This is a genomic window from Sedimentibacter sp. B4, from assembly GCF_000309315.1.
Taxonomy (GTDB): Bacteria; Bacillota; Clostridia; order Tissierellales; family Sedimentibacteraceae; genus Sedimentibacter; species Sedimentibacter saalensis.
In genome coordinates this window covers 66,346-91,386 of record NZ_CANG01000030.1, presented here as the reverse complement: position 1 = coordinate 91,386, position 25,041 = coordinate 66,346, and the positions used below count along the sequence as shown (strand labels likewise).

27 protein-coding genes are annotated in these 25,041 nt (G+C 34.8%); 25 read left to right on the top strand and 2 right to left on the bottom strand.

Features of this window, described 5'->3' with window-relative positions:
* Window positions 1–72: 72 nt before the first annotated feature.
* From BN358_RS05390 to ispG, 14 genes are all read left to right on the top strand, one after another.
* Window positions 73–732, top strand: a complete 660-nt coding sequence (locus BN358_RS05390; RefSeq protein WP_232233027.1) for a sigma factor — start codon at window positions 73–75, stop codon at window positions 730–732.
* Window positions 698–871: an anti-sigma factor domain-containing protein gene (locus BN358_RS28565; protein WP_156804711.1), complete on the top strand. Its 174-nt coding sequence runs from the start codon at window positions 698–700 to the stop codon at window positions 869–871. Before BN358_RS05390 ends, BN358_RS28565 begins: the two co-directional genes overlap by 35 nt.
* On the top strand, window positions 817–1,893 hold the full coding sequence (locus BN358_RS05385) for a hypothetical protein (protein ID WP_232233026.1): 1,077 nt from the start codon (window positions 817–819) through the stop codon (window positions 1,891–1,893). Before BN358_RS28565 ends, BN358_RS05385 begins: the two co-directional genes overlap by 55 nt.
* 70 nt (window positions 1,894–1,963) lie before the next feature.
* Window positions 1,964–2,281, top strand: a complete 318-nt coding sequence (locus BN358_RS05380; protein WP_019226963.1) for a hypothetical protein — start codon at window positions 1,964–1,966, stop codon at window positions 2,279–2,281.
* A 272-nt stretch (window positions 2,282–2,553) separates the two neighbouring features.
* Window positions 2,554–4,749 (top strand): type I DNA topoisomerase, encoded by a 2,196-nt coding sequence (gene topA / locus BN358_RS05375; protein WP_019226964.1) that lies wholly within the window; start codon window positions 2,554–2,556, stop codon window positions 4,747–4,749.
* Between the two features lie 192 nt (window positions 4,750–4,941).
* Window positions 4,942–5,706, top strand: coding sequence for a 30S ribosomal protein S2 (rpsB, locus tag BN358_RS05370; RefSeq protein WP_019228199.1), 765 nt, complete (start codon window positions 4,942–4,944; stop codon window positions 5,704–5,706).
* An 85-nt stretch (window positions 5,707–5,791) separates the two neighbouring features.
* Window positions 5,792–6,706, top strand: a complete 915-nt coding sequence (gene tsf / locus BN358_RS05365) for a translation elongation factor Ts (RefSeq protein ID WP_019226966.1) — start codon at window positions 5,792–5,794, stop codon at window positions 6,704–6,706.
* A 77-nt stretch (window positions 6,707–6,783) separates the two neighbouring features.
* The gene (gene pyrH, locus BN358_RS05360) at window positions 6,784–7,497 is read left to right on the top strand and encodes a UMP kinase (protein ID WP_019226967.1); all 714 of its coding nucleotides are present in this window, start codon (window positions 6,784–6,786) and stop codon (window positions 7,495–7,497) included.
* Between the two features lie 2 nt (window positions 7,498–7,499).
* On the top strand, window positions 7,500–8,057 hold the full coding sequence (gene frr / locus BN358_RS05355) for a ribosome recycling factor (RefSeq protein WP_019226968.1): 558 nt from the start codon (window positions 7,500–7,502) through the stop codon (window positions 8,055–8,057).
* Between the two features lie 2 nt (window positions 8,058–8,059).
* Window positions 8,060–8,245 (top strand): hypothetical protein, encoded by a 186-nt coding sequence (locus BN358_RS05350; RefSeq protein WP_019226969.1) that lies wholly within the window; start codon window positions 8,060–8,062, stop codon window positions 8,243–8,245.
* 67 nt (window positions 8,246–8,312) lie between these two features.
* A complete protein-coding gene (locus BN358_RS05345; protein WP_019226970.1) occupies window positions 8,313–9,035 on the top strand; it encodes an isoprenyl transferase in 723 nt (240 codons plus the stop codon).
* A 12-nt stretch (window positions 9,036–9,047) separates the two neighbouring features.
* Window positions 9,048–9,815: a phosphatidate cytidylyltransferase gene (locus BN358_RS05340; protein ID WP_019226971.1), complete on the top strand. Its 768-nt coding sequence runs from the start codon at window positions 9,048–9,050 to the stop codon at window positions 9,813–9,815.
* Window positions 9,816–9,830: 15 nt separating this feature from the next.
* The gene (rseP, locus tag BN358_RS05335) at window positions 9,831–11,075 is read left to right on the top strand and encodes an RIP metalloprotease RseP (protein ID WP_019226972.1); all 1,245 of its coding nucleotides are present in this window, start codon (window positions 9,831–9,833) and stop codon (window positions 11,073–11,075) included.
* A 122-nt stretch (window positions 11,076–11,197) separates the two neighbouring features.
* Window positions 11,198–12,259 (top strand): flavodoxin-dependent (E)-4-hydroxy-3-methylbut-2-enyl-diphosphate synthase, encoded by a 1,062-nt coding sequence (gene ispG, locus BN358_RS05330; protein WP_019226973.1) that lies wholly within the window; start codon window positions 11,198–11,200, stop codon window positions 12,257–12,259.
* A 41-nt stretch (window positions 12,260–12,300) separates the two neighbouring features.
* On the opposite strand, the gene BN358_RS05325 is transcribed toward ispG, so the two are convergent.
* Together BN358_RS05325 and BN358_RS05320 are read right to left on the bottom strand one after the other, a co-directional pair.
* Window positions 12,301–12,978, bottom strand: a complete 678-nt coding sequence (locus BN358_RS05325; RefSeq protein WP_019226974.1) for an MgtC/SapB family protein — start codon at window positions 12,976–12,978, stop codon at window positions 12,301–12,303.
* A gap of 92 nt (window positions 12,979–13,070) precedes the next feature.
* Complete coding sequence (locus BN358_RS05320; protein WP_019226975.1) at window positions 13,071–14,177, bottom strand: KamA family radical SAM protein; 1,107 nt, start codon at window positions 14,175–14,177, stop codon at window positions 13,071–13,073.
* Between the two features lie 538 nt (window positions 14,178–14,715).
* On the opposite strand from BN358_RS05320, the gene rimP reads away from it, so the two are divergent.
* The 11 genes from rimP to BN358_RS05265 all read left to right on the top strand — a co-directional run bounded on the left by rimP (window position 14,716) and on the right by BN358_RS05265 (window position 24,832).
* Window positions 14,716–15,180: a ribosome maturation factor RimP gene (rimP, locus tag BN358_RS05315; RefSeq protein ID WP_019226976.1), complete on the top strand. Its 465-nt coding sequence runs from the start codon at window positions 14,716–14,718 to the stop codon at window positions 15,178–15,180.
* 10 nt (window positions 15,181–15,190) lie between these two features.
* A complete protein-coding gene (gene nusA / locus BN358_RS05310) occupies window positions 15,191–16,252 on the top strand; it encodes a transcription termination factor NusA (RefSeq protein ID WP_019226977.1) in 1,062 nt (353 codons plus the stop codon).
* Window positions 16,249–16,518, top strand: a complete 270-nt coding sequence (gene rnpM / locus BN358_RS05305) for an RNase P modulator RnpM (protein WP_019226978.1) — start codon at window positions 16,249–16,251, stop codon at window positions 16,516–16,518. The genes nusA and rnpM overlap by 4 nt, the downstream gene beginning before the upstream one ends.
* Window positions 16,511–16,807 carry a ribosomal L7Ae/L30e/S12e/Gadd45 family protein gene (locus tag BN358_RS05300; RefSeq protein ID WP_019226979.1) on the top strand — a complete coding sequence of 99 codons (297 nt, stop codon included), beginning with the start codon at window positions 16,511–16,513 and terminating at the stop codon, window positions 16,805–16,807. The genes rnpM and BN358_RS05300 overlap by 8 nt, the downstream gene beginning before the upstream one ends.
* Window positions 16,808–16,821: 14 nt before the next feature.
* Complete coding sequence (gene infB, locus BN358_RS05295; protein WP_019226980.1) at window positions 16,822–19,089, top strand: translation initiation factor IF-2; 2,268 nt, start codon at window positions 16,822–16,824, stop codon at window positions 19,087–19,089.
* Window positions 19,090–19,109: 20 nt separating this feature from the next.
* Window positions 19,110–19,487 carry a 30S ribosome-binding factor RbfA gene (rbfA, locus tag BN358_RS05290; protein WP_019226981.1) on the top strand — a complete coding sequence of 126 codons (378 nt, stop codon included), beginning with the start codon at window positions 19,110–19,112 and terminating at the stop codon, window positions 19,485–19,487.
* Complete coding sequence (locus tag BN358_RS05285) at window positions 19,468–20,442, top strand: bifunctional oligoribonuclease/PAP phosphatase NrnA (RefSeq protein ID WP_019226982.1); 975 nt, start codon at window positions 19,468–19,470, stop codon at window positions 20,440–20,442. The genes rbfA and BN358_RS05285 overlap by 20 nt, the downstream gene beginning before the upstream one ends.
* The gene (gene truB / locus BN358_RS05280; protein ID WP_019226983.1) at window positions 20,442–21,314 is read left to right on the top strand and encodes a tRNA pseudouridine(55) synthase TruB; all 873 of its coding nucleotides are present in this window, start codon (window positions 20,442–20,444) and stop codon (window positions 21,312–21,314) included. The genes BN358_RS05285 and truB overlap by 1 nt, the downstream gene beginning before the upstream one ends.
* 15 nt (window positions 21,315–21,329) lie before the next feature.
* Window positions 21,330–22,079, top strand: a complete 750-nt coding sequence (locus tag BN358_RS05275) for an FAD synthetase family protein (protein ID WP_019226984.1) — start codon at window positions 21,330–21,332, stop codon at window positions 22,077–22,079.
* A gap of 144 nt (window positions 22,080–22,223) precedes the next feature.
* Complete coding sequence (gene rpsO / locus BN358_RS05270) at window positions 22,224–22,487, top strand: 30S ribosomal protein S15 (RefSeq protein ID WP_019226985.1); 264 nt, start codon at window positions 22,224–22,226, stop codon at window positions 22,485–22,487.
* A 251-nt stretch (window positions 22,488–22,738) separates the two neighbouring features.
* Window positions 22,739–24,832, top strand: coding sequence for a polyribonucleotide nucleotidyltransferase (locus BN358_RS05265; RefSeq protein ID WP_019226986.1), 2,094 nt, complete (start codon window positions 22,739–22,741; stop codon window positions 24,830–24,832).
* Window positions 24,833–25,041 lie beyond the last annotated feature (209 nt).

Genomic DNA, 25,041 nt, shown 5'->3' with positions numbered 1-25,041 from the left:
TTACGTATAATATAGCGGGGGGTGTATAAAATTCTCTTACTCGAAAGAATCAAAATAATAAAAGAAGGCAATTTGCAAGAAAGAGACCTATTTATACAGGAGTATATTCCTTTCATTTTAAAAACCATATCAAATATTTTAAACAAATATATTGAAACTGAAAATAGTGAAGAGTTTATAATAGGCATGGAAGCTTTTAATGAATCCATAGATAAATATGACGATTCCAGAGGTAGTTTTATTTGCTTTTCTTCTGTTGTCATTAAAAATAAAATTATTGATTATATTCGAAAAGAAAAATCAAATAACAAAATTATGTATATAGATGAATATGATGACAGCCAGTGTGGCAGTAACTATCAAAATGAAATCAATAAGTTTAACGAGAATTTATCCATGCAGATGGAACTTATGGATTTAAAAAATAAATTATGGGAATTTAAAATTACTCTTGATGATTTGGTAAAAGATTCACCAAAACATGAGGATACAAGGAATAATGCAATCCGTGTTGCAAGGTTTATTCAAGAAAATACCAATATAAAGGAAAAACTATATTTAGACAGAAAGCTTCCATACACCCATATAATATCAGAATATAACAGCAGCAGGAAATTTCTTGACAGGAACAAAAAATTTATAGTTGCAACTGTTCTTATATTAGACAGTAATTTAGAAACACTTAAAAGCTATATATATGATGCAGAAAGGAGGGCTTCATTTGATATATAAAGGTAGCATAGTAGACATTAAAACAAATTACGCTATAGTAATGACGGATAAGGCTGAATTTTATAAAGTTAAAAAAAAGATGGGGTGCTTCTTGGCAACAAGATTATATTTCTTGAAGATGATTTATATAAAGAAATGAATATAAAAGTTACAAAAATAATTGGTTATGCTGCTGCTATAATGCTGTTATTGGTATCTTCATTATTTTTAATTCAATTTATGACATTTAACAAGATTTCTTATATACCCGTAGCAAAATTGAGCGTTGATATTAACCCAAGTGTTGAATTGGAAATAAATAAGGATTATAAGGTTATTAATATTGTATCGAAGAATAGTGAAGGGGATTTTATTGCTGATAAACATATGATTGGAACAGAAATACAAGAAGCTTTATATACAATGCTGATTAAGGCCAAATCAAAAAATTATATTACAAAAGAAAAGAATGCTGTTTTAATAGGAATATGCAAAATAAATGATGTCTTTCCAGATGACTTAGGTAATTTTGAAAGTGATTTGAACAATAGATTAAATAGTAACAATGAACTTGATTATGTTAATATAATTTTACTCCAAGGCGATAATCAAAAGTTGGAATTATCAAAACAATATGATTTAACTATTGGGAAATATCTTCTATATTTAAAAGTGAATTCAGAAGGTTCAGATTTAAAGTTAGAAGAAGTGAAAAAAATGACCACCCAGGAATTGGTCATATATTCTACTCAAAACAGAAACAGATTTCATGGGAACGAGTCAGAAGACCATGAAGTTGATGAAATTGTTATACCGGATAATAATTTAATAAATCAAAACGAAAATCAAAATCAAAATCAAAATCAATATAAAAATGAAAATCAAAATCAATATCAATATCAATATCAAAATTCTGATGCTCTATCTGAAAATAGTACTGAAGTTGAATGTGAAAATAACCAGCAAACTGTAAATGAACAGGAAAATGACAATAAAACAGTTGATCCCAGACAATTAAATGCGCCAGAAGTCAACAAAAGTCCTTTGAACAATAATATGATGCAGAAATTTAAAAATATTTTTGAAAACAATATAAGTATTCCTGCTCAAGAACAAAATGAAAATAAAGACAGAGAAACTCCTCAAAAAGAATCGAAAGGTGAAAGGGGTAAATTTAAATAATAAGTTAATATATTAACCTAAAAATCATTTTAATTTCGTATCCTATAATAAAAATAAAGGAGGTGTTTTTATGAAAAGTAAATGGAGAGTAATGATTACAATTATCATGGTTGTATCTCTTGTAATAATTGGTTCCATGGGGGCGCTTGCATTTGCTCAGGACAGGGTCCAAACAAGAGACAGAGATTGCAAAGATGAGCCTAATCACAAATATTGTGACAAGGAATTAACCGATTGTGATCAAGAACAGGATAGGTTAAGACAATGTTTATTGGATTGTGATTGTAATCAGGATAGAATAAGAAAATGTTTAACATATTGGGAAAATGATTGGAATCAAATTAGACTCAGAAACAGATTAACTCAAATTTTATTGTTATCAATCTGATAAGATATAATATTCAACAGAAGTTATGTCACAAAAGTGTATAAACTAAGTTTATACACTTTTTCTGATAATTAACCTGAAGAATACTGAATTACGAAAAATTTTACTATCATAATATAAAAAATATGAAATTAATTTTTATTAAAGTAAAACAATGATGAGTTTTGCTTAATTGATAAGCTATTGACAAATAAAAAAATCTATTATATGTTATAATAGAATTATACGGTAATTATTGTTAAAATTAAACGTATACGGGTATTGGAGGAAAAATGAATAATTTGTTAATAGTTGAATCTCCGGCAAAAGCAAAGACAATTGCTAAGTTTCTAGGAAAAAACTATACTGTTAAAGCTTCGGTTGGTCATGTGAGAGATTTGCCCAAAAGCAAGCTTGGCATTGATGTTGATAATAATTTTGAACCTAACTATATTACCATAAGAGGTAAAGGGGATGTAATAAAGGAACTGAAAAAGGAAGCAAAAAAAGCAGACAACGTCTATCTTGCAACGGACCCTGACCGAGAAGGTGAAGCAATTTCATGGCATCTGGCTAAAATACTCAATCTTGATGAAAGCAAGGATATAAGAGTAGAGTTCAATGAAATTACTAAAGAAGCCATTAAAAAAGCAAGCAAAAATCCCAGGAAAATAAATATTGATCTTGTTGACGCCCAGCAAGCCAGGCGAATTCTTGACAGGTTGGTTGGTTATAACATAAGCCCTCTGTTGTGGAAAAAGATCGAAAAGGGATTGAGTGCCGGAAGAGTGCAGTCTGTTGCGTTGAAACTTGTAATAGACAGAGAAAGAGAAATAATGGATTTTGTTCCTGAAGAATATTGGACACTGGAACTTGAAGTTAAAAAAAACAAAAAGAAGTTTATTGCCAAGTATGCAGGAATTCTTAAAAATGATAAGTTAAGCAAAGTAAAAATAAAAAATGAAGATGAAGTAAAAGAAATCATAAATAGTATGGATAAAGAAAAAATATCCGTATATAAGACTGAAAAAACAAAGAGTTATTCAAAGCCAAGCGCTCCTTTTACAACAAGCACCCTGCAGCAGGAAGCAAACAGAAGGCTTAACTTCCCTGCAAAGAAAACAATGATGATTGCTCAGCAGCTATATGAGGGAATCAACATTAAGGGAGAAGGAAGCGTAGGTTTGGTTACATATATCAGGACTGACTCATTCAGACTTTCTGACGAAGCAGTGACAATGGCCAAGGATTACATAGTTTCAAACTACGGTGAAAAATACTACATGAACAGGGTGTTCACAAAGCCTAAAAAAAATGAAAACAAGGTTCAGGATGCCCATGAAGCCATAAGGCCAACATATGTAAACAAAAATCCTGATCTCATCAAGGACAGCCTTTCATCAGACCAATACAAGCTTTACAGCCTCATATGGAAAAGATTTATTGCATGTCAGATGGTTGAGGCAGAATATGATGTTACAAAGGTACTTTTAGACGGAAACGGAAATATTTTTGAAGCAAGCGGTAAAATATTAGTTTTCGACGGGTATAAAAAAGTCTACAAGTATTCAGATGATTCGGAAAGCAAGCTTCTTCCGGAAGTTGAGAAAAGTGAGATGTTAGAAATCAGCCAGATAGCTCCAGAGCAGCACTTCACACAGCCCCCTGCAAGATACACGGAAGCAAGCCTTATAAAGGATCTTGAAGAAAGAGGAATAGGAAGGCCAAGCACATATGCTCCTACAATTACAACCATTACAAGCAGGGAATATATAGTCAAGGACAAGGGCAGTCTTTTTCCTACTGATATGGGATTTCTTGTTACTGAAATGATGGAAAAGTATTTTTCCAAGGTAATAAATGAGAAGTTTACAGCTGAAATGGAAAATATGCTTGATGAAGTTGCTTCCGGTAAAGTTGAATGGCATGAAGTAATAAATGAATTTTACAAGGACTTTAAAGAAGAACTTGATGTTGCTGAAAAGGAAATGGAAGAAATTGAAATTAAGGATGAAGTAAGCGATGTACAGTGCGAGAACTGCGGTGCCTTCATGGTTATTAAAAAGGGAAGGTACGGTAAATTTCTGGCATGCCCCAACTATCCGGAGTGCAAGAATACAAAACCTCTGGGAGGCAAAGATGCTGTTGAGGAAACTGATGAAGTTTGCGAAGTTTGCGGAGCTAAGATGCTCAAAAGAAAAGGAAGATACGGTGAGTTTCTTGCCTGTTCAAATTATCCTAGCTGCAAGACCACAAAGCCTATAGTAAAAACAATAGATGTGAATTGTCCAAAGTGCGACGGTAAGATTGCAATTAAGTTTTCCAAGGCTGGAAGAAGATTTTTTGGATGTACAAATTATCCTGAGTGCAATTTCATGTCATGGCTTGAACCTACAAAAGAAAAATGTCCTGTATGTGGTGAGATGATGGTTATTAAAGATAACAAGCCAACATGCATCAATAAAAAATGCGGGAAAACAGAAGAATAAATTATAATTATTTGACTTTATGCAGCTTTCAATAAAATATGCAATTAATTTACAATTTGTTGTTGCAATTAAAAAATGGCTGTGTTATACTAAACATAATTACGCACAGATTTAGATTATGCAGGAGTTGTGCCGAAAGGTCTTCTGCATGGGATGATATTTCTGGAGGTAAAACAAAAGGAGGAAAAAATAATGGCAATAATTAGCATGAAAAAATTGCTGGAAGCAGGAGTTCACTTTGGTCATCAGACAAGAAGATGGAACCCTAAGATGGCAGAGTACATTTTTACAGAAAGAAACGGTATCTACATAATCGACTTGCAGAAAACAAGCGATAAAGTAGACGAAGCTTACAACTTTGTTAAAGAAGTTGTTGCAAGCGGAGAAGAAGTATTGTTCGTTGGAACAAAAAAACAAGCTCAGGAATCAACTAAATCAGAAGCTGCAAGATGCGGAATGCACTTTGTAAGCCAAAGATGGTTGGGTGGTATGCTTACAAACTACCAGACAATCAGAAGAAGAATTGACAGACTCAATGAGTTGAAGAAAATGGAAGAAGACGGAACATTTGCTCTTTTAACTAAGAAAGAAGTTATAAAGTTGAAAGGTGAAGCTGAAAGACTTGAAAAATTCTTAGGCGGAATCAAGAACATGGAAAAACTTCCTGGAGCATTGTTCATAGTTGACCCAAGAAAAGAAAGAATAGCTGTTCAGGAAGCTAAAATATTGGGAATACCAGTTGTAGCAATAGTTGATACTAACTGCGACCCTGATGAAGTAGACTATGTAATCCCTGGAAATGATGATGCTATCAGAGCCGTAAAACTTTTAACAGCTACAATTGCTGATGCTATCCTTGAAGGAAGACAAGGCGTTCAGTTGACTGAAGAAGAAGTTGAAGATGAAGTATCAGAAGAAGAACTTGAAAAAGTTGAAGAAACAGAAATAGAAGAATAAAAATAAAAAATAAAATAAAAATCAAAGTAAGGGGTTAGGAATTTTTTCCTTACGCCTTGCTTTTTTAAATTTTGGAGGTATTTAAATGGAAGTTACAGCTTCAATGGTAAAAGAACTAAGAGATAAAACTAATGCAGGTATGATGGACTGCAAAAAAGCCTTAAAAGAAACAGATGGAGACATGGAAAAAGCAATAGACTATTTGAGAGAAAAAGGACTTTCTCAAGCAGCTAAAAAAGCTGACAGAATTGCTGCAGAAGGTCTTACAACTGCTATAATTTCTGCAGACGGAAAAACTGGTGTTGTAGTAGAAGTAAACTCAGAAACTGACTTCGTTGCAAAAAATGAAGAATTCCATAACTTTGTACAGGAAGTTGCCAAGGCTGTAGTTGAAAATACACCTGCAGATGTTGAAGCATTAAAAGCAGTTGTTCTTGAAACAGGCAAGACTGTTCAGGAAACATTGACTGACAAAATTGCTAAAATAGGCGAAAATATGTCAATCAGAAGATTTGCAGCTGAAAAAGTAAACAACGGAGCAGTTGTAGGCTACATTCACGGCGGCGGAAAAATTTCTGTTATAGTTGCTCTTGAATCAGAAGGAGACAAAGAAGCTCTTGAAGTTCTTGGAAAAGACCTTGCAATGCAGGTTGCAGCTATGAATCCTAAATACATATCTACTGATGATGTTGATCAGGAATTCATTGCACATGAAAGAGAAGTTCTTATTGCTCAGGCATTAAATGAAGGAAAACCACAAAACATTGTTGAAAAGATGGTTGAAGGAAGACTTCAGAAAGAACTTAAAGAAGTATGTTTGTTGGAACAAGCATTTGTTAAAGATGCTGATTTGACAGTTAAAAAAGTTATTGCAAACACAGCTGCTAAATTAGGAAAAGACATAAAAATTGCCGGAGTTCAAAGATTTGAAGTTGGCGAAGGCATTGAAAAGAAATCAGAAAACTTTGCTGATGAAGTTGCAAAACAAATGGGTAAATAATCCTGATAGAATATGATACAAATGGAGAACTTTTTTAAGTTCTCCATTAATAAAAATACAGTCTTCAGGAGGATAAGATGGATTGCAAATATAAGAGAATAATATTAAAAATAAGTGGAGAAGCTTTATCCGGCAATGCTGGTCATGGCATAAGCCCTGAAATAGTATCTAGAATTTCTAATGTTGTGAAGAATGTCATAAACATGGGAGTTGAAGTTGCTATAGTAGTCGGAGGAGGAAACTTCTGGAGAGGTGCAAGTGCTAAAGACATGGACAGAACAACTTCTGATTACATGGGAATGCTGGGCACAATAATCAACGGACTTGCTTTGCAGGATGCTTTAGAAAAGATTGGCGTGGAAACCAGAGTTCAGACTGCTATAGAAATGCGACAAATAGCAGAGCCTTACATCAGGAGAAGAGCAGTACGTCACTTGGAAAAAGGCAGAGTTGTTATTTTTTCCGGTGGTTCAGGAAATCCATATTTTTCAACTGACACTACAGCAGCATTAAGAGCTGCAGAAATAAATGCAGATATAATACTCCTTGCTAAAAATGGCGTAGACGGAGTCTACAGCGATGATCCTAACAAAAATCCGGATTCGGTGAAGTATGACGAGCTCAATTACATAGATGTGTTGAATAAAGGTTTGAAAATAATGGACTCCACAGCAACGTCATTGTGTATGGATAATAAAATTCCTATTTTGGTCTTTGGAATTGAACAACCTGAAAGCATCGAAAAGATTGTAATGGGAGATAATATAGGAACAATAATCAAGGAGGCGTAGTAATGTATAGAGAAGTAGTAGCAAAATCAGAAGAGACAATGAGAAAATCAATGGGTTTTCTTAAAGAAGACCTTGCCACAATCAGAGCCGGTAAAGCAAATCCTAAACTGGTTGACAAAATTCAAGTAAGTTATTACGGAACAATGACCCCCCTTAACCAAGTAGCAAACATATCTGTGCCGGAACCAAGAGCAATTATGATACAGCCTTGGGATGCAAGCTTGGTAAAAGAAATTGAAAAAGCAATTTTAGCATCAGAATTAGGAATTACACCTTCTAATGACGGAAAGGTTATAAGACTTGTTATTCCTGTTTTAACAGAGGAAAGAAGAAAAGATCTTCTGAAGATTGTAAAAAAAGAAACAGAAAATGCTAAGGTTGCAGTGAGAAATATAAGAAGAGATGCTAACGAAGAACTGAAAAAACTTGAAAAATCAAGTGAAATTACTAAAGATGATCTGAAAAAAGCAGAAGAAGACATGCAAAAGCTCACTGATAAATACATCAAATTTGTTGAAGACATCTACAAGGAAAAGGAAAAAGAAATTTTAGAGGTTTAACAATGGATACTTTAATTGGTTACCCGCTGTTAGAAGCTCTTAAAATATTAGAAGAAAACAACAATAAGATTATAAATATAAAGAAAGTTATCGGCTGGAATAAAAAATTCAATGAACTTCACAAGCCGTATGTAATAAGGGAACATTACAAAGACAATTATGTAACTTTGTATGTTTCATACTATTAGTCTGAAGTACAGGCTTATGATTTCATAAGCCTGTTTAGTGTATTTTTTGAGAAATGGTGAGGATATTATGAATTTAGAGGAGCAAGTGCTGAGTGGTACAATTCCTGCACATATTGCAGTAATACTCGACGGCAACAGAAGATGGGCAAAACAACGAAATCTGCCTACAAAAATGGGACACAAAGAAGGTGCCTTAAGAGTTACTGATTTGGTAAGAAACTGCGCTGACATAGGCATAAAATATTTGTCTGTATACGCATTTTCAACTGAAAACTGGAGAAGAGAAAAAAAAGAAGTCGATTATTTGATGAATCTCCTGGTGGAATTTGTGGTGAAGGAGCTTGACTACTTAAATAAAAATGACGTTAAGATAACAATGATGGGCAACATGGACGATTTGCCTGAAAAAACAAGGCAGGAAGTCAAACGCTCTGTGGAACTTACTAAAAACAATCATACACTTCATTTGAACATAGCCCTCAGCTATGGTTCAAGATTCGAAATTATAAATGCTGTAAAAAACATAGTTAAAGATTATGAAAACAATGAAATTGACATAGATGAAATAAATGAAGAAAGCTTCAAGAAATATTTGTTTACCCATGACATGCCAGATCCGGATTTGTTAATAAGAACAAGCGGTGAAATGCGTGTAAGCAATTTTCTTTTATATCAGCTTGCATATACAGAGTTTTATTTTACAGATATAATGTGGCCTGATTTTGGAAAAGATGAATTATTGAAAGCAATACTTAACTATCAAGCAAGAAAAAGGAGATTCGGAAATTAAGGCGGTGTTGTTATGAGACAAAGAGTGTTGACCGGATTGGCAGGAGGAGCATTTATTGCTGCTGTTACATATTTTGGAGGTACCCTTTACGACTTTGTGTATTTTGGTATTATATGCATAGGAATATATGAGCTTTCAAAAGTATTTTTCAATAACGGATTTGATTACGGTGCTGTTGTAAACTATATGTTTGCAATTGCTTTATTCATAGAAAAAACAACAAAATACCAGCATTTTTTTGATTTCTTCTTATTCATGTACATATCATTGAACTTTCTGATTTTTGTGTTCAATAAAAAAACAGACATAAAGAAAATTTCAGAAATAGTATTTATAGGCTGCTATGTAGTGTTTTTTATGTACCACATGATGCTTATGAATGGTTCTGTCTATGTGTGGCTTGTGTACATAATAGCATTCGGATCAGACACATTTGCTTATTTTACAGGTAAATTTTTCGGAAGACACAAGTTGTATCCTGAAGTGAGTCCCAATAAAACAATTGAAGGTGCAATTGGCGGTGTAATAGGAAGCACGCTTTTATCGTTAATTTATTTTAATTATTTAAGCATAAATAAATATATTTACATTATAATATTTAGTGTCAGCGCATCTGTATTTTCAATTGCAGGCGATCTGGCTGCATCAAAAATAAAAAGAGAACACGGAATAAAGGATTTTGGCTACATGCTTCCCGGACACGGAGGAATACTGGACAGATTTGATAGCGTGCTTTTCGTGGCACCGGTTGTTTATTACTTTGTTCGTCACTTCTTATAACATGGAGGGAATATATTGTTAACATTAATAGCATCTATACTTGTTTTTTCAGCCATAGTACTGGTTCATGAGTTTGGACATTACAAGGCTGCAAAAAGTGTAGGCATAAAGGTATATGAATTTGCCATAGGTATGGGACCAACAGTTCTGAAAAGGGAAAAAAACGGAACAGTTTATTCCATAAGAGCCATTCCCATAGGTGGATTTGTGCAAATGGAAGGCGAAGAAGAAGATGTAAGAACTTCCACGAGTTTTTCCACAAAGTCAGTATGGCAGAGATTTAAAGTTGTGGCCGCAGGACCTGTAATGAACTTTGTATTGGCTCTTGCCTTATTTTTAATTGTTGCTTTTTCTTTTGGAGTTTATGGAAACACAATTGACTTTATTGATGAAAATTCAAATGAATATGCAGAAGGACTAAGAACCGGAGACAGTATTGTTTCTGTAAATGGTGACAAATCCTACATCTGGGAAGACATTTATTATGAAATTACAAATCCGGACAATACATATTACACAGTGGAGTACGAAAGAGACGGAGTTTTAAAACAAGCTAAGATTTCAAACAACTACAGAAAAATTGTTGGAGTTACTTCAAAGCTTGTAGATGGAAAAACAACAACAACAGTGTCTCCTTCTGATGTCACCTCTCCTGCATATGAAGCAGGTATAAATGATGGAGATGTAATAACAAAAATCAATGATGTTCCGGTTTCCACATGGGAAGAAATAACTTCAAACATTGAAAAAACTTCAGATAAGTCTGTAAAGATAACCGTTGATAGAAACGGTGAAACAATGGATTTTACAATTGTTCCTCAAACACAAATTTCAGTGAAATTCAATACAGCTCTTGATAAGTCTTTTTCAACAGCTATATCATCATCAGCATACAAGACTGTTTATTTCATTAAATTGATGTTTAAAACAATATCTCAGCTGGTTACAGGAAAGCTTGGAAGCGACTCCCTTGGAGGACCTGTAATGGTTATTTCCATGGTAGGGGAAGCTGCAGAAAGCGGAATTTTATCACTTTTAAACTTAGCAGCCTTCATCAGCATCAACCTTGGATTCATGAATCTTTTGCCTATACCGGCACTTGACGGAAGCAAACTTGTATTCCTTGTTGTTGAAGCTATAAGAGGCAAATCAATTCCCGTGGAAAAGGAAGGATACATTCATTTCATAGGATTTGTTGTGTTAATCGGATTCATGATTTTCATAACATACAAGGATATACTGAGACTATTTAGAATATAAAATCATTTATAATTAAGAATTAAGAGTTAAGAATTAAGAATTTATGGTGGGATTTGTGCTTGCACAAATCCTTTCATCAATTTTTCACTCTTTATTCTTCATTATTATTGTGCGGAGGATTTATGGATACAATAATTAGAAGACAAAGTAAAAAAGTCATGTGCAGAGATGTACAAATTGGCGGAGGAGCTAAAATTCCTGTGCAGTCCATGACAAACACATTCACGAAGGATGTAAAAGCGACGGTAAATCAGATTTTAGGACTTGAAGAAGCAGGCTGTGAAATAATAAGGGTTGCAGTTGCAGATACTGAAGATGCTGAAGCTATAAAGGAAATTAAAAAACAAATACACATACCTATTGTTGCTGACATTCACTTTGATTACAGATTGGCCTTAAAAAGCATAGAAAACGGCATTGACAAATTAAGAATTAATCCCGGAAATATTGGAAGCATTGACAGGGTGCAAAAAATCGTGGAAATGGCCAAACCAAGAAATATTCCCATAAGAATAGGCGTGAATGCAGGAAGCATACACAAGGAAATACTTAAAAAATACAACGGTGTTCCTACTTCTGAAGGTATGGTTGAATCTGCTCTTGAACATGTTAAGATCCTTGAAGATCTGGATTATGACAACATTGTAATTTCCATGAAGGGTACAGACATTAAAATGACCATTGAAGCATACAGAAGCATGGCAAAGAAAGTATATTACCCACTTCATCTTGGAATAACCCATGCAGGAACTCTTTTTGAAGGAAGCATACGCTCAGCCATTGGAGTTGGAAGTCTTCTTGCTGACGGTATTGGAGATACCTTAAGAATTTCATTAACTGACGACCCAAGAGAAGAAGTAAAGGTTGCAAGAGAAATTTTAAAGAGTCTTGGTCTTAGAAATTTTGGAATTAACTACATAACATGTCCCACATGTGGAAGAACTAAAATACAGCTCATTGAACTTTCAAAAAAAATTCAGGAAGGGCTTAAAAATGTTGACAAACCCATAACTGTTGCAATAATGGGCTGCGCCGTAAACGGCCCCGGAGAAGCAAGACAATCCGACATAGGAATAGCCGGGGGAGCGGGTGAAGCGCTTTTGTTTAAAAAAGGCGAGATTATCAGAAAAATAAAGGAAGAAGACATAGTAAACACTCTTCTTGATGAAATCGAAAAGATGTAAAACATTACATAAAAATGCAGCCTAAGGGCTGCATTTTTTAACTACAGTTCTTCTATGTGAATTAATCCGTCAAAAGAACTTAAATGCTGCAATGTTTCCACATGATTCAGGCGTTTGTCAGCTTCAAGCTGCAAAATAGCCACAACTGCAGCTTCATTCAGATGAGGGTTTTTTGTAATTTCTATGTCACGTACTTTATATTTTGATTTATAGCAATATAAAATGAATTTGTCAAAGCTTTCAACGGATGAAAATGAAGTGTAGACTGTGATGGCCTTGTTTGTTGATGTAAGGTAGTTGTCAAGTTTTTTAAAGACTGTAATGACAAGAAACACTGAAATGGCAACTATTAAGGCTCCGTCATAAAAACCAATTCCTATGGCTAGACCAAGACATGCAGAGGCCCACAAACCTGCAGCAGTGGTAAGTCCTTTGACCTGAGATCTGCTTGTGACTATTATGGCACCGGCACCAAGAAAGCCTATGCCGCTTATGACCTGAGCTCCAAGTCTTGCTATGTCTGTTCCTTCAAAATGGATAAACATGTATTGATTTGTCATCATTACCAAAGTGGAGCTAAGTGAAACAATCATATATGTTCTAAAACCTGCCGGTCTGCTTTTTCTGCTTCTCTCCAGTCCTATTATTCCTCCGAAAATAAGCGACAGAAATACCCGAAAAGAAATTGACACAATGTTTAACTCGTGCAACATTTCCATTTTAACACTCCTTTGACACTGTTGAATACTATATATTATAGCAAATCATTGTCTGGGTGTATATATTTATAAATTATTTTGGATTTAATTAATTAAATAACATCCGGAAGCCAAGCCTGGTCGTCTGTTACTTCAATAGTCATTATTCTTCCCTGATCTTTTTCATATTTTGTCTGGTGGTATTTAAAAAGAATTTTATTGTTTTCGATTTCTCCAAGAATTTCTATTTTTCCTGTTGGGTGGCTCATGGCATATTTGAAGCTTTTGCTTATGCCATTAAGACGAGCTCTTGCTCCGTCTACAATTTTGCATGATGTTTTGAAAGGTACCTGAAATTGATTTTTAACACCTGAAACAGGTCTGCATTGAAATACATAGTAAGGAACAGCTCCGATTTCTGTAAGTTTTCTGAGCAGAGTGGCAAGTGTTTTTGAATTGTCGTTAATGCCTTTTAGAAGCACGGTCTGATTTCTTACAATTATTCCTTGTTTTTTCAATGCATCAATTGCTTTATCTGATTCTTTCGTAATTTCATTTGGGTGGTTGAAGTGTGTTATTACGTATATTTGTTTTTGCTTGTTGTAATGGCTCAGTATTTCAAGAAGCTCTTCATCGCCATATATCCTTGAAGGGAGAACAACCGGTGTTCTTGTGCCGAAGCGTATAAAACTCAGATGATCAATTTTTACTAATTCACTTAAATAATGTTTAATTTGTTCATTGGAGTTCATGAAAGAATCTCCGCCGGAAATAAGTACATTTGTCATTTCTTCATGATTGTTAATGTAATTTATTATTTCATCAAAGCTGTTGTTGATTTCATCATCGCTTTGGCCAACAAGGCGCTTTCTGAAGCAATGCCTGCAATACATGGCACATTTGCTCGTTGATAGTATCATTCCGGTCTGTCTGTACTTGTGCTGAAGTCCTTTTACAACAGTGTTGCTGGCTTCGCCGCTTGTATCAAGGCTGCCGCTTAGATCAGTTTCTTTTATTGAAGGTATGCACAGCTTCTTGATAGGGTCCTCTGGGTCATTGTGATTTATAAGGGACAAATAGTATTCGGGTATAGACATAGGATATCTTTTTATTATACTTTTTAATTTTTCCTCGTCTTCGGCATCCATGTCCCAGTTCAATGCCTTTTTAACCCCTTCTGCAGTCTTGATGTTAGTTTCCAATTCTTTTTTCCATTCCATATGGTTCTCCTTTAATAATAATAATAATTTACCATATATCAAAAATTTCAACAGCAAATCTAAAGTTAAATAATACTATGTCAAAGAAATTTAACTGATAATAAAATGAATTTGTAGAGTAGTTTTTGAGATATGATAATTTTTCATGTAATTGATTAGGATTAAATGTTACGCTTGTTAATTATTTTATCATTAAAATTGAAAATGGTAAAGCTTTTCATCAAAATTAATGAAATTATTACTAATCGTAAGAGTACGAAACGTCAAATGATAAGACAATAATATAATTTTTTGAAACTGTAATAATAAATTAGAACAAATGTCATGTAAAGCTGTTTTGATTTAATATAACTGATTGACATAACTGCAGTGAATGATTTATGATTAATTTTTATTCAATAATTTATGAAAAATTAAATTTATATTTGATTTTTCGTAAATTTTGTGTTATACTACACAAAAGATGATTTTTGACGGAAAGAGTGGGATATCCCACTCTTTCTGATTGTATACTTACATAACGAGATAAGGAGAGAGAATGAACAAAAAATCTATTGAATCATCAGTTCAGGACCTTGTAGAAGATATTATCAGATCTTCGGAAATTGAACTGGTGGACATTGAATATGTTAAAGAAGGTCCTTTTAAATATCTGAGAGTTTACCTGGATAAAGCTGAAGGAATAACTGTGGACGACTGTGCAGATGTCAGCAGGGCACTAAATAAAAAACTTGATGAAGTTGATTTAATAAAAGAACAGTATTTTCTGGAGGTTTCTTCTCCCGGAGTAGAAAGACCCTTCAAGACAGATGCTGATTATCAGAAAAATATAGGTAATTTTGTTGAAGTGAAATTTTACAAACCCATTGACGGCAGAAAATCAGTTGAAGGAATACTTTCTGAAAAACAGGATAATCAAGTAATTATACAAGCGGGCGAAGAACAAATTAAAATTGAAGTTAAAGATATTTCAAAAATAAACAGAGTTCTAGAAGATTTTTAGTGGAGGATATATGAACAAGGAGATTTTAAATGCGTTAAGCGAACTTGAAAAAGAAAAAGGAATTCGCCAGGACGTAGTGTTGGAGGCTATAAAAGCTGCACTTGAAACAGGATACAAGAAAAATTTTGCTAAGGCAACTAACTTCAGCATAGACATAGATGAAGCAAACGGTGAATACAAACTTTTTCAGGATAAGAATGTAGTAGAAGATGTAAATGACGAGAATCTTGAAATATCATTGGAAGATGCCAGAAAGATTGATTCAAGATATGAAGTAGGAGACGTAGTAAAAATTGAAATAAAGCCAAAGAAAGATTTCGGACGTATTGCTGCTCAGACTGCAAGACAGGTAATTCTTCAAAAAATAAGAGAAGCTGAAAGAGAATCTATTTTCAGTGAATTTTATGGCAGGGAGTCAGACATATTGACAGGAGTTGTACAAAGAGAAAGCAAGGGAAACATTTATGTGGATCTTGGAAAAATTGAAGGCGTAATCACTGCCAATGAACAGATACCTGGAGAAGTTTACAATCCTGGAGACAGAGTCAAGACTGTAATAGTGGAAGTTAAAAACTCCGGAAAGGGCGCAAGCATAATGCTTTCAAGAAGCCATCCGAACCTTGTGAAAAGATTGTTCGAACTGGAAGTTCCTGAAATTCACGACGGAACAATTGAAATATATTCAATATCAAGAGAAGCCGGCTCCAGAACAAAAATTGCCGTGTTCACTCATGACCCCAACGTTGAGCCTATTGGATCATGCGTAGGAAACAAGGGTACAAGAGTTAAAAATATAATTGATGAAATTTGTCAGGAAAAAATTGATATAATAATTTATGACAAGGACCCTGAAAAGTTTATAGCAAACAGCCTTGGACCTGCTAAAATAGTCAAGGTAACAGCAAATGAAAAAGAAAAAAGTGCGGTTGCTGTTGTTCCGGACAATCAGCTTTCTCTTGCCATAGGCAAGGAAGGACAAAACGTAAGGCTGGCAGCAAAACTTACAGGATGGAAAATAGATATTATCAGCGAAATGCAGGAGAAGGAAAGAAACTCTAAGGAGGAAGTATGAAAACCCGTAAAATACCTATGAGAAAATGCATTGGCTGCATGGAGAGCTTTCCAAAAAAAGAATTGTGCAGAATTGTTAAGAACAAAGATAATGAAATTTTGTTTGATTCAACAGGAAAAATTAACGGCAGAGGCACTTATATCTGCAAAAAAACTGAATGTTTTGAAAAAGCAATAAAAACAAAAAGATTGTCAAAATCTCTTGAAGCAGAAATTCCTGAAGAAATATATGAATCAATAAAATTGGAGATTGCCAAGAATGAATAATAAGATATATTCAATGATTGGCATTGCAAACAAAGGCGGCAAAGTTGCTATCGGATATGATGTGACTTGTTTGAATATAGAAAAAAATAAAAGTGTATTGGTTTTGATTGCAGCAGATGCATCAGAAAAAACCAAAAAAAATATTCTGTATGTGTGCGAAAAACATAACTGTAAACATATAGAGTATGGAGAAAAGGAACTCCTGGGTAAATGTCTCGGGAGGAAGATGGTGAGTGTTCTTTCGGTAAATGACGAGAACATTGCGTCATACTTACTAAATAACCTATAACCGGAGGTGGTTGCATGAGAATATACGAACTTGCAAAGGAATTAGACTTGAACAGTAAGGATTTAGTTGGAATTGCAGAACAGGAACTGGGCATTTCAATTAAAAACCATATGAGTTCATTAACTGACCTTGAAGTAATAAGGCTCAGAAAAGCATTAAATTTAATTAACAACAATAAAACTACAACAAAGACAGTCAAAGGCGGTAAAAATATTATAATAGACGATGAACCATTAGTAGATGAACATATTGATTTAAACCAGGCAAAACTTAAAAAAGTTGACAAGAGCCTGATCTCGCCGGCTAAAAAACCGGTACAGCAGCCTGTAAAAGCACAGCAGCAGACAAGAAACAACAATTCAAACAACAATAACAACAATTCAAATAACAACAATAACAACAATTCAAATAACAACAATAACAATTATAACAACAAGAAGAAGCCTTTCCAGCAGAAAAACAAGCCTCAGTACCAGCAGCAAAAACCTGCTGAGCTTGAGCAGAAATCACATCAAGTGAAGATTAAAAATGTGGAAATGGAAGACACTATAGTTGTAAGAACTTTTGCCGACAAGCTGGGAGTTCCTGTTAATGCAATTATTTCAAAACTCATACTTCTTGGAATAATGGCAAACATGAACCAGGAAATTGATTTTGACACAGCTGTGTTAATAGGTGAAGAACTGGGTGCTAAGGTTACAAAAATTGAAATGGTTGATGAACTTCAAAATCTTGAAGATTCCATGTTCAAGGAAGACAAAGACGATGAAAAAGATCTTATGCCAAGACCTCCAATAGTAACTGTAATGGGCCATGTTGACCACGGCAAGACATCTTTATTGGATGCTATAAGAAACACATCCGTAACAGAACATGAAGCTGGCGGAATTACTCAGCACATAGGAGCTTCACAGGTTGAGATAAAGGGCAAGAAAATTACATTTTTGGATACACCTGGGCATGAAGCTTTTACATCCATGAGAGCAAGAGGAGCTAAGGTTACTGACATTGCAATTTTGGTTGTTGCTGCAGACGACGGAGTTATGCCTCAGACAATAGAAGCAGTAAACCATGCAAAGGCTGCAGGAGTTCCTATAATAGTTGCAGTTAACAAAATCGACAAACCTGCTGCAAATATTGACAGAGTTAAACAAGAGCTTTCCGAACAAGGAATTGTTTCTGAAGAATGGGGCGGAGACACTATATTTGTTCCAGTTTCAGCAAAGCAGCACATGGGTATAGAAGATTTGTTAGAAATGATTCTTCTTGTAGCTGAAGTTCAGGAACTCAAGGCAAATCCAAACAGAAAAGCAAAAGGAACAATCATTGAAGCAAAGCTTGACAAAGGAAGAGGACCTGTTGCTACAGTATTAATAGACAAAGGAACATTGAACAAAGGTGATGTTGTTCTTGTAGGCAGCGCTTACGGCAAAGTAAGAGCAATGTTCAACAGTAAAGGAAAAAGAATCAATCAGGCTGGTCCATCAGTTCCTGTTGAGATACTCGGACTTTCTGAAACTCCTCATGCAGGAGACATCCTTGCTGTTATGGACAGCGAAAAAGATGCAAAAAACATAGCTGAAAAACGTAAAGACAAACGCCACATGGAACACATGAACGCTTCTTCAAAAGTTTCACTGGATGACTTGTTTGATAGAATCCAAAAGGGTGAAGTTAAAGATCTGAACATCATAATTAAAGCAGATGTAAGCGGCTCCATAGAAGCTGTAAAGCAATCTCTTCTGAAACTGAGCATGGAAGAAGTTAAAGTTAATCCAATTCACGGCGGTGTAGGCGGAATAAATGAAAATGACGTTCTTCTGGCTTCAGCGTCAAATGCAATAGTTATAGGTTTTAACGTAAGACCTTCAATTGCAGCCATGGAACTTGCAAAGAGAGAAAATGTTGATATACGTACGTACAACATAATTTATCAGGCAATAGAAGATATTCAGCAGGCCGTAAAGGGTATGCTTGCTCCGATTTACAGGGAAGTTGTACTTGGAAGAGCAGATGTTCGTCAGACATTCAAAGTTCCTAACATAGGTACAGTTGCCGGAGTTTATGTAACTAGCGGAAAAATTACAAGAAAATCTAAAATCAGAGTTTTAAGAAACGACATAGTTATTCATGACGGAACAATTTCTTCATTGAAGAGATTCAAGGATGACGTTTCAGAGTTGAATTCAAACTATGAAGGTGGTATAGGCATAGAAAAATACAATGACTTAAGAGATGGCGACTCTCTTGAAGCTTATATCATGGAAGAAATTAAAAGATAGTAAAAGAAAGAAGGTATAACATGGCAAATAGAAGAAACAGCAGATTGTCAGGTGAAATGCAAAGAGTTATATCTGAAATAATCAGAACCGAACTTAAAGATCCAAGATTGTCTGAGCTCACAAGCGTGACTGATGTACATGTTACTGAGGATTTAAAATTCGCCAAAGTATTTATATCAGTATACGGTGACACAAAATCTACACTTGATGCTCTTCACAGCGCCAAAGGATTTATAAGAAGAGAAATCGGCAAGAGAATAAAAATGCGCATAATTCCGGAACTCATATTTGAAAAAGATGACTCCATTGAAAAGGGAATTTACATGAGCAGTTTGATAAACAAAGTTATTGAAGAAGAAGCAAGCAGGAAGGTCGAAGATGAATCTGATGATGAATGATGTAGAAGAAATATTTGAACTTGTAAATAATTCTTGTAATATCGGCATCGCAGGACACAAGGCGCCTGACGGAGATTGTATAGGGTCTGTAATGGCCCTATACGAATTTTTAAAACCATTAAATAAAAAAGTTGATGTTTTTATTGATGGAGATGTGCCTTTTAATTACAAGGCATTTGCAGAAGAAAATGCAATAATGAAAGAAATTGACCATACCACATATGACATTTTATTTATGCTTGACACAAGCGACGCTGATAGGCTTGGAAAATTCAAGGATGTAACAAATAACGCTAAAAAGACCATATGTATAGATCACCACAAAACAAACCAAAGTTTTGCAGACATAAACATAATAGACCCGGAAATGAGTTCAACGGGAGAGCTTTTGTACGACATCATGAAAATGTCAGGAACGGAAATAAATAAAAAGACTGCAACTCTAATTTATGTTGCCATTCTTACAGATACAGGTAAGTTCAGCTATTCAAACACAAGCAGCCTCACTCACATAAAGGTCTCAGAGCTCATTGAACTTGGAGTTGATGTTTCAGATGTTGATAACATAGTGTACAATTCAAAGCCTGCTAATGTGGTAAAGGCTTTTATTGACTGTATAAAGGGAATTGAACTTCACTACGGTAACAAATTTGGCATCACTGCCATAACCCAAAAAATTCTTGAAACAAACAATGCATCAATGGGTGACATTGACGGTGTGGTGGAATTCATAAGAGAAATAAAAGAAGTTGAAGTTTCATGTGTTCTTAAAGAAACAGAGGACAATAATACAAAAGTAAGCCTAAGATCCAAAAATGATATTGACGTTTCTGAAATATCTCTGAAATTCGGAGGCGGAGGACACAAAAAAGCTGCAGGCTTTGAGATTAAGGACACGGTTGAAAACACTAAAAAATTAATGATTAATACTTTTAAAGAATATTTTGGAGAATAATGAACGGAATATTAAATATTTTAAAACCTACAGGAATGACGTCTCACGATGTTGTAAGCTCCGTGCGCAAAATATTAAACACCAAGAAGGTCGGCCATGCAGGCACACTTGATCCTAATGTGGCAGGAGTGCTTGTTATTTGTGTGGGCAAGGGAACAAAGTTCAGTGAATATCTCATGAACGGAAGCAAGGAATATATCTGTGAAATGATATTGGGAGAAAAGACTGACACCCAGGACAGCTATGGCAAAACAATTGAAAAAAAAGAAAATGTTCACGTAAGTTATGAAGAAATAGAAAGAGTTTTAAAATGTTTTGAAGGAGAACAGCTTCAGGTTCCTCCGGCATTTTCGGCTGTGAAATTAAACGGCAAGAAACTCTATGAATATGCAAGACAAAACATAGTAGTGGAAAAACCAGGAAAAACTGTTGATATAAAAGAAATAAAGCTTATTAAGTTTGACGGCAGTAGAGTTCTCATGAGAATCAAATGTTCAAAGGGAACTTATATGAGAACACTTTGCAATGACATAGGTGACATGCTTGGAACTCTGGGACATATGGGTGTACTGGTTAGAACAAATGCAAAAGGTTTACATATCGAAAATTCTGTAACCCTTGATGAACTTAAATTTTTAAACGACAATAACAGATTGCATGAATGCCTTATTCCGGTGGATGTCATATATCCCCTTGAAAGAGTGGAAGCAGATGAACTTTATTTTGACAGACTTGTTTGCGGCAATGAAATACCGGCCGACACAAGCAGTATTTTAAGTGATGAATTTTACATATACTGCAAAGACAATCTTGTGGGCATTGGAAAAAAAGTGCATGAAAATATAATAAAAGTAGAAAAATTACTAATGTAAAAGCCGGGTGAAGATATGAAAAATGCATCATGTATTGCAATTGGTAATTTTGACGGCATTCATATAGGTCATGACACACTAATCAGACGGATGATTGAATTAAGCCGCGAAACCAATGAAGACAGCATAATAATAACATTTAAATTTGTAAAAAAAGATTTGAAAAAATCTACTTTCAACATAAAGTATATAAACAGCCTTCCTACAAGACTAGATCTACTCAAATTATACAACGTCACAGATGTTGTTGAAATAGAACTGGATGAAGTTATTTCAAAGTATACTCCGGAACAGTTCATTAAGGAAGTACTTGTGGACAGATTCAACGCAAAAAATATCGTGGTAGGCTACAATTTTACATTTGGATACAAGGCAGCAGGCAGCATTTCCACACTTAAGGAGTTTGCGGACAAGTACGGATATGATGTAGAAGAAATATATCCTGTGAAGTACAACGGCGTTGTTGTTAGCAGCACACTTGTGAGAAACCTTCTTCAAGAAGGCAAAATTCACGAGGCCAACAATTTGTTAGTTGACAACTACACAATTTATTGCGAAGAAATTGAAATGGATTATAATAAAAACATAGGTTTTGTAGATAATAAGAGCAGCATTGTTGTACCGGCCGATGGAAGATATTTTGTTTTGGCAGGTGATGAGAAGGCAGTCCTTACAATAGTTACCAACAAGTCAGGTTCGGTGCTCACATTTGACAAAGCAATAGGAAAAAATCAAAACATTGTTTTTCTTGACAAGGCTTTGTAAATAATTGTAAATATTCAAAATTTTTATTTACAAAAATAATGTAATATGGTAGAATTTATTGTGTTTCCATAGCCTAAGTTTTACGAATCCTCAACGTATTGCTTGGATTATGGTGAAATAAAACAGAAACCATGGAGGTATGAAATGAATAAAGAACAAAAAACACAAATTATCGAACAATACAGAATCAACGAGAAGGACACAGGTTCTCCGGAAGTTCAAGTTGCATTGTTGACTTTCAGAATTAACAACCTTACAGAGCATTTAAAAGGAAACAAAAAAGACCATCACTCAAGAAGAGGTCTTCTGCAAATGGTTGGACAAAGAAGAGGTTTTCTTAACTACTTAAAAGATAATGATATCGAAAGATACAGAAGCATTGTTGCAAGATTAGGATTAAGAAGATAATTTTAGGAGCGGGGGATACCCGCTCTATTGTTTATGTCCTAACCCCATTTTTTCGACCGAAGGAAGAAAAAAATGGCGGTAGGTCAAACGCAATGAGTTCCCAATTTATGCGACCGTTAGGGAGCTGATAAATTGGTGAACGAAACTGCGATATGTTCCGCGAGAACTTTTCCGTTAGGGAAAGAGAAATCGTTGGTAGAACAAACGCAATGAGGTAATAGCCTTACAGAAAAATATAAAAGGAGGTACTAATGGAAGAAAGAGTATTTAAATACATGCTTGCCGGAAGAGAATTAAAAGTTACTGTTGGCAAAATAGCAGAGCTTACAAATGGTAACTGTATTGTACAATATGGCGACACAGTCATAATGGCCAATGTGGCAGCATCAAAAGAGCCTAGACAAGGCATAGATTTTTTCCCGCTGAGTGTGGATTATGAGGAAAAACTTTACTCCGTAGGAAAAATTCCTGGAGGATTCATTAAAAGAGAAGGAAGACCGGGGGAAAAGGCAATTCTTACATCTCGTTTGATTGACAGACCTTTGAGACCGTTGTTCCCTAAAGGATACAGAAATGACGTATCTGTTGTAGTAACAGTGTTGTCAGTTGATCAGGATTGTTCTCCTGAGATTGCCGGCATGATAGGTTCATCAATTGCATTGTCAATTTCAGACGTTCCGTTTGAAGGACCAACTGGTGCAGTTAATGTAGGACTCATTAACAACGAGTTTATAGTTAACCCAAACAGCAAAGAAAGAGAAGCAACTATCTTAAACCTTACTGTGGCAGGAACAAAAGACGCTATAATGATGGTTGAAGCCGGTGCAAATGAAATTAAAGAATCTGTTATGCTTGATGCCATAATGTTCGCTCATGAAGAAATAAAGAAAATTTGTGATTTCATAAGCGAAATTCAAAATGAAGTCGGCAAATTAAAAACAGACTACGTTAAGTTTGTTGCGGATGCAAACATAGAACAGGAAATAAGAGAATATGCTGCTCCTATAATCAATGAAGCTATAATTGTTGAAGATAAACTAGAAAGACAAGAAAAAATCGACAATTTTAAATCAGTGGCAAAAGAAATATTCCTTGAAAAATATCCTGAAAATGCAGCTGACATAGATGATTCTCTGTACAAAATCGTAAAAGAAAAAGTAAGAGAAAACATACTTGTTAGAGGCATTAGACCTGATAACAGAACAATAGATGAAATAAGAAAAATTACATGTGAAGTTGGTTTATTGCCAAGAACTCACGGTTCAGGACTTTTCACAAGAGGCCAGACACAAGTTCTTACAGTTGCAACACTGGGTGTTTCCAGCGATGAACAAACTTTAGACGGAATTTCCGAAGAAACTTCTAAACGTTACATGCACCACTACAATTTCCCTTCATATTCAGTTGGTGAAACTAAACCATCTAGAGGACCTGGAAGAAGAGAAATAGGCCACGGCGCGTTGGCTGAAAGAGCATTGGAACCTGTTATTCCAAGTGTTGATGTATTCCCTTATACTATAAGACTTGTTTCAGAAGTTTTAAGCTCAAACGGATCAACTTCTCAGGCAAGTGTGTGCGGCAGCACAATGTCTTTAATGGATGCTGGTGTTCCTATTAAAGCTCCTGTAGCAGGCGTTGCAATGGGATTAATAAAAGAAGGCGATGATGTGGCTGTTCTTACTGATATTCAGGGAATGGAAGACTTTTTGGGAGACATGGACTTCAAGGTTGCCGGAACTGCTGAAGGAATAACAGCAATTCAAATGGATATGAAAGTTCATGGAATTGACAAATTGATTCTTACTCAGGCACTTGAAAAAGCACATACAGGCAGATTGTTCATTCTTGACAAAATGCTTGCATGCATTGACAAACCTAGAGAAGAAGTTAGCAAGTACGCTCCAAAGATAATCAAGATGACAATTAAACCTGACAAGATAAGAGACGTTATTGGTGCAGGCGGAAAAGTAATCAACAAGATTATTGAAGAAACTGGAGTTAAAATTGATATTGAAGACGACGGTTCAGTATTAATAGCAGCAGAAAACGTTGAAAGTGCTTACAAAGCTAAGAAAATAATTGAAGGCATCGTAAAAGAAATCGAAGTCGGAGAGATAATACTTGGTAAAGTTGTAAGATTGGCAACATTCGGAGCTTTCGTAGAACTTACTGACAACAAAGACGGACTTCTTCACATATCACAGATTTCCGACAAGAGAGTTGCAAAAGTTGAAGATGTGCTGAATGTTGGAGATGAAATCCTTGTAAAAGTAATTGAAATTGACCAGCAAGGCAAAATCAAACTTTCAAGAAAAGATGCTCTGAAAGAAACTGAAAATAACTAACAACTATAAGATAACAATATCATGACAAAGGTCATTGATTTTGTTATTTTTTATTTTATATAATTTTACGCTTCTTTGATCAGTAATATCATGTTGCTTCAGAAGTGCTTTTATTTCAATTAATCTAATACATTGTGAATATAGATTTCATTACACATAAAACAGTTGTATTTTTTGCAAAAATTTGATAATATACGAATGTAGTAAAA

Bases quoted from the DNA above. Each gene is read 5' to 3' on its own strand.
- BN358_RS28565 (WP_156804711.1), top strand. From the start codon at position 698: ATGATGCAGAAAGGAGGGCTTCATTTGATATATAAAGGTAGCATAGTA.
- topA (WP_019226964.1), top strand. From the start codon at position 2,554: ATGAATAATTTGTTAATAGTTGAATCTCCGGCAAAAGCAAAGACAATT.
- BN358_RS05300 (WP_019226979.1), top strand. From the start codon at position 16,511: ATGAATAATAAGATATATTCAATGATTGGCATTGCAAACAAAGGCGGC.
- infB (WP_019226980.1), top strand. From the start codon at position 16,822: ATGAGAATATACGAACTTGCAAAGGAATTAGACTTGAACAGTAAGGAT.
- rbfA (WP_019226981.1), top strand. From the start codon at position 19,110: ATGGCAAATAGAAGAAACAGCAGATTGTCAGGTGAAATGCAAAGAGTT.
- BN358_RS05285 (WP_019226982.1), top strand. From the start codon at position 19,468: ATGAATCTGATGATGAATGATGTAGAAGAAATATTTGAACTTGTAAAT.
- tsf (WP_019226966.1), top strand. From the start codon at position 5,792: ATGGAAGTTACAGCTTCAATGGTAAAAGAACTAAGAGATAAAACTAAT.
- BN358_RS05320 (WP_019226975.1), bottom strand. From the start codon at position 14,177: ATGGAATGGAAAAAAGAATTGGAAACTAACATCAAGACTGCAGAAGGG.
- ispG (WP_019226973.1), top strand. From the start codon at position 11,198: ATGGATACAATAATTAGAAGACAAAGTAAAAAAGTCATGTGCAGAGAT.
- BN358_RS05325 (WP_019226974.1), bottom strand. From the start codon at position 12,978: ATGGAAATGTTGCACGAGTTAAACATTGTGTCAATTTCTTTTCGGGTA.
- rimP (WP_019226976.1), top strand. From the start codon at position 14,716: ATGAACAAAAAATCTATTGAATCATCAGTTCAGGACCTTGTAGAAGAT.
- rpsO (WP_019226985.1), top strand. From the start codon at position 22,224: ATGAATAAAGAACAAAAAACACAAATTATCGAACAATACAGAATCAAC.
- BN358_RS05265 (WP_019226986.1), top strand. From the start codon at position 22,739: ATGGAAGAAAGAGTATTTAAATACATGCTTGCCGGAAGAGAATTAAAA.
- BN358_RS05340 (WP_019226971.1), top strand. From the start codon at position 9,048: ATGAGACAAAGAGTGTTGACCGGATTGGCAGGAGGAGCATTTATTGCT.
- rnpM (WP_019226978.1), top strand. From the start codon at position 16,249: ATGAAAACCCGTAAAATACCTATGAGAAAATGCATTGGCTGCATGGAG.
- BN358_RS05380 (WP_019226963.1), top strand. From the start codon at position 1,964: ATGAAAAGTAAATGGAGAGTAATGATTACAATTATCATGGTTGTATCT.
- BN358_RS05345 (WP_019226970.1), top strand. From the start codon at position 8,313: ATGAATTTAGAGGAGCAAGTGCTGAGTGGTACAATTCCTGCACATATT.
- BN358_RS05275 (WP_019226984.1), top strand. From the start codon at position 21,330: ATGAAAAATGCATCATGTATTGCAATTGGTAATTTTGACGGCATTCAT.
- truB (WP_019226983.1), top strand. From the start codon at position 20,442: ATGAACGGAATATTAAATATTTTAAAACCTACAGGAATGACGTCTCAC.
- pyrH (WP_019226967.1), top strand. From the start codon at position 6,784: ATGGATTGCAAATATAAGAGAATAATATTAAAAATAAGTGGAGAAGCT.
- nusA (WP_019226977.1), top strand. From the start codon at position 15,191: ATGAACAAGGAGATTTTAAATGCGTTAAGCGAACTTGAAAAAGAAAAA.
- frr (WP_019226968.1), top strand. From the start codon at position 7,500: ATGTATAGAGAAGTAGTAGCAAAATCAGAAGAGACAATGAGAAAATCA.
- BN358_RS05350 (WP_019226969.1), top strand. From the start codon at position 8,060: ATGGATACTTTAATTGGTTACCCGCTGTTAGAAGCTCTTAAAATATTA.
- rpsB (WP_019228199.1), top strand. From the start codon at position 4,942: ATGGCAATAATTAGCATGAAAAAATTGCTGGAAGCAGGAGTTCACTTT.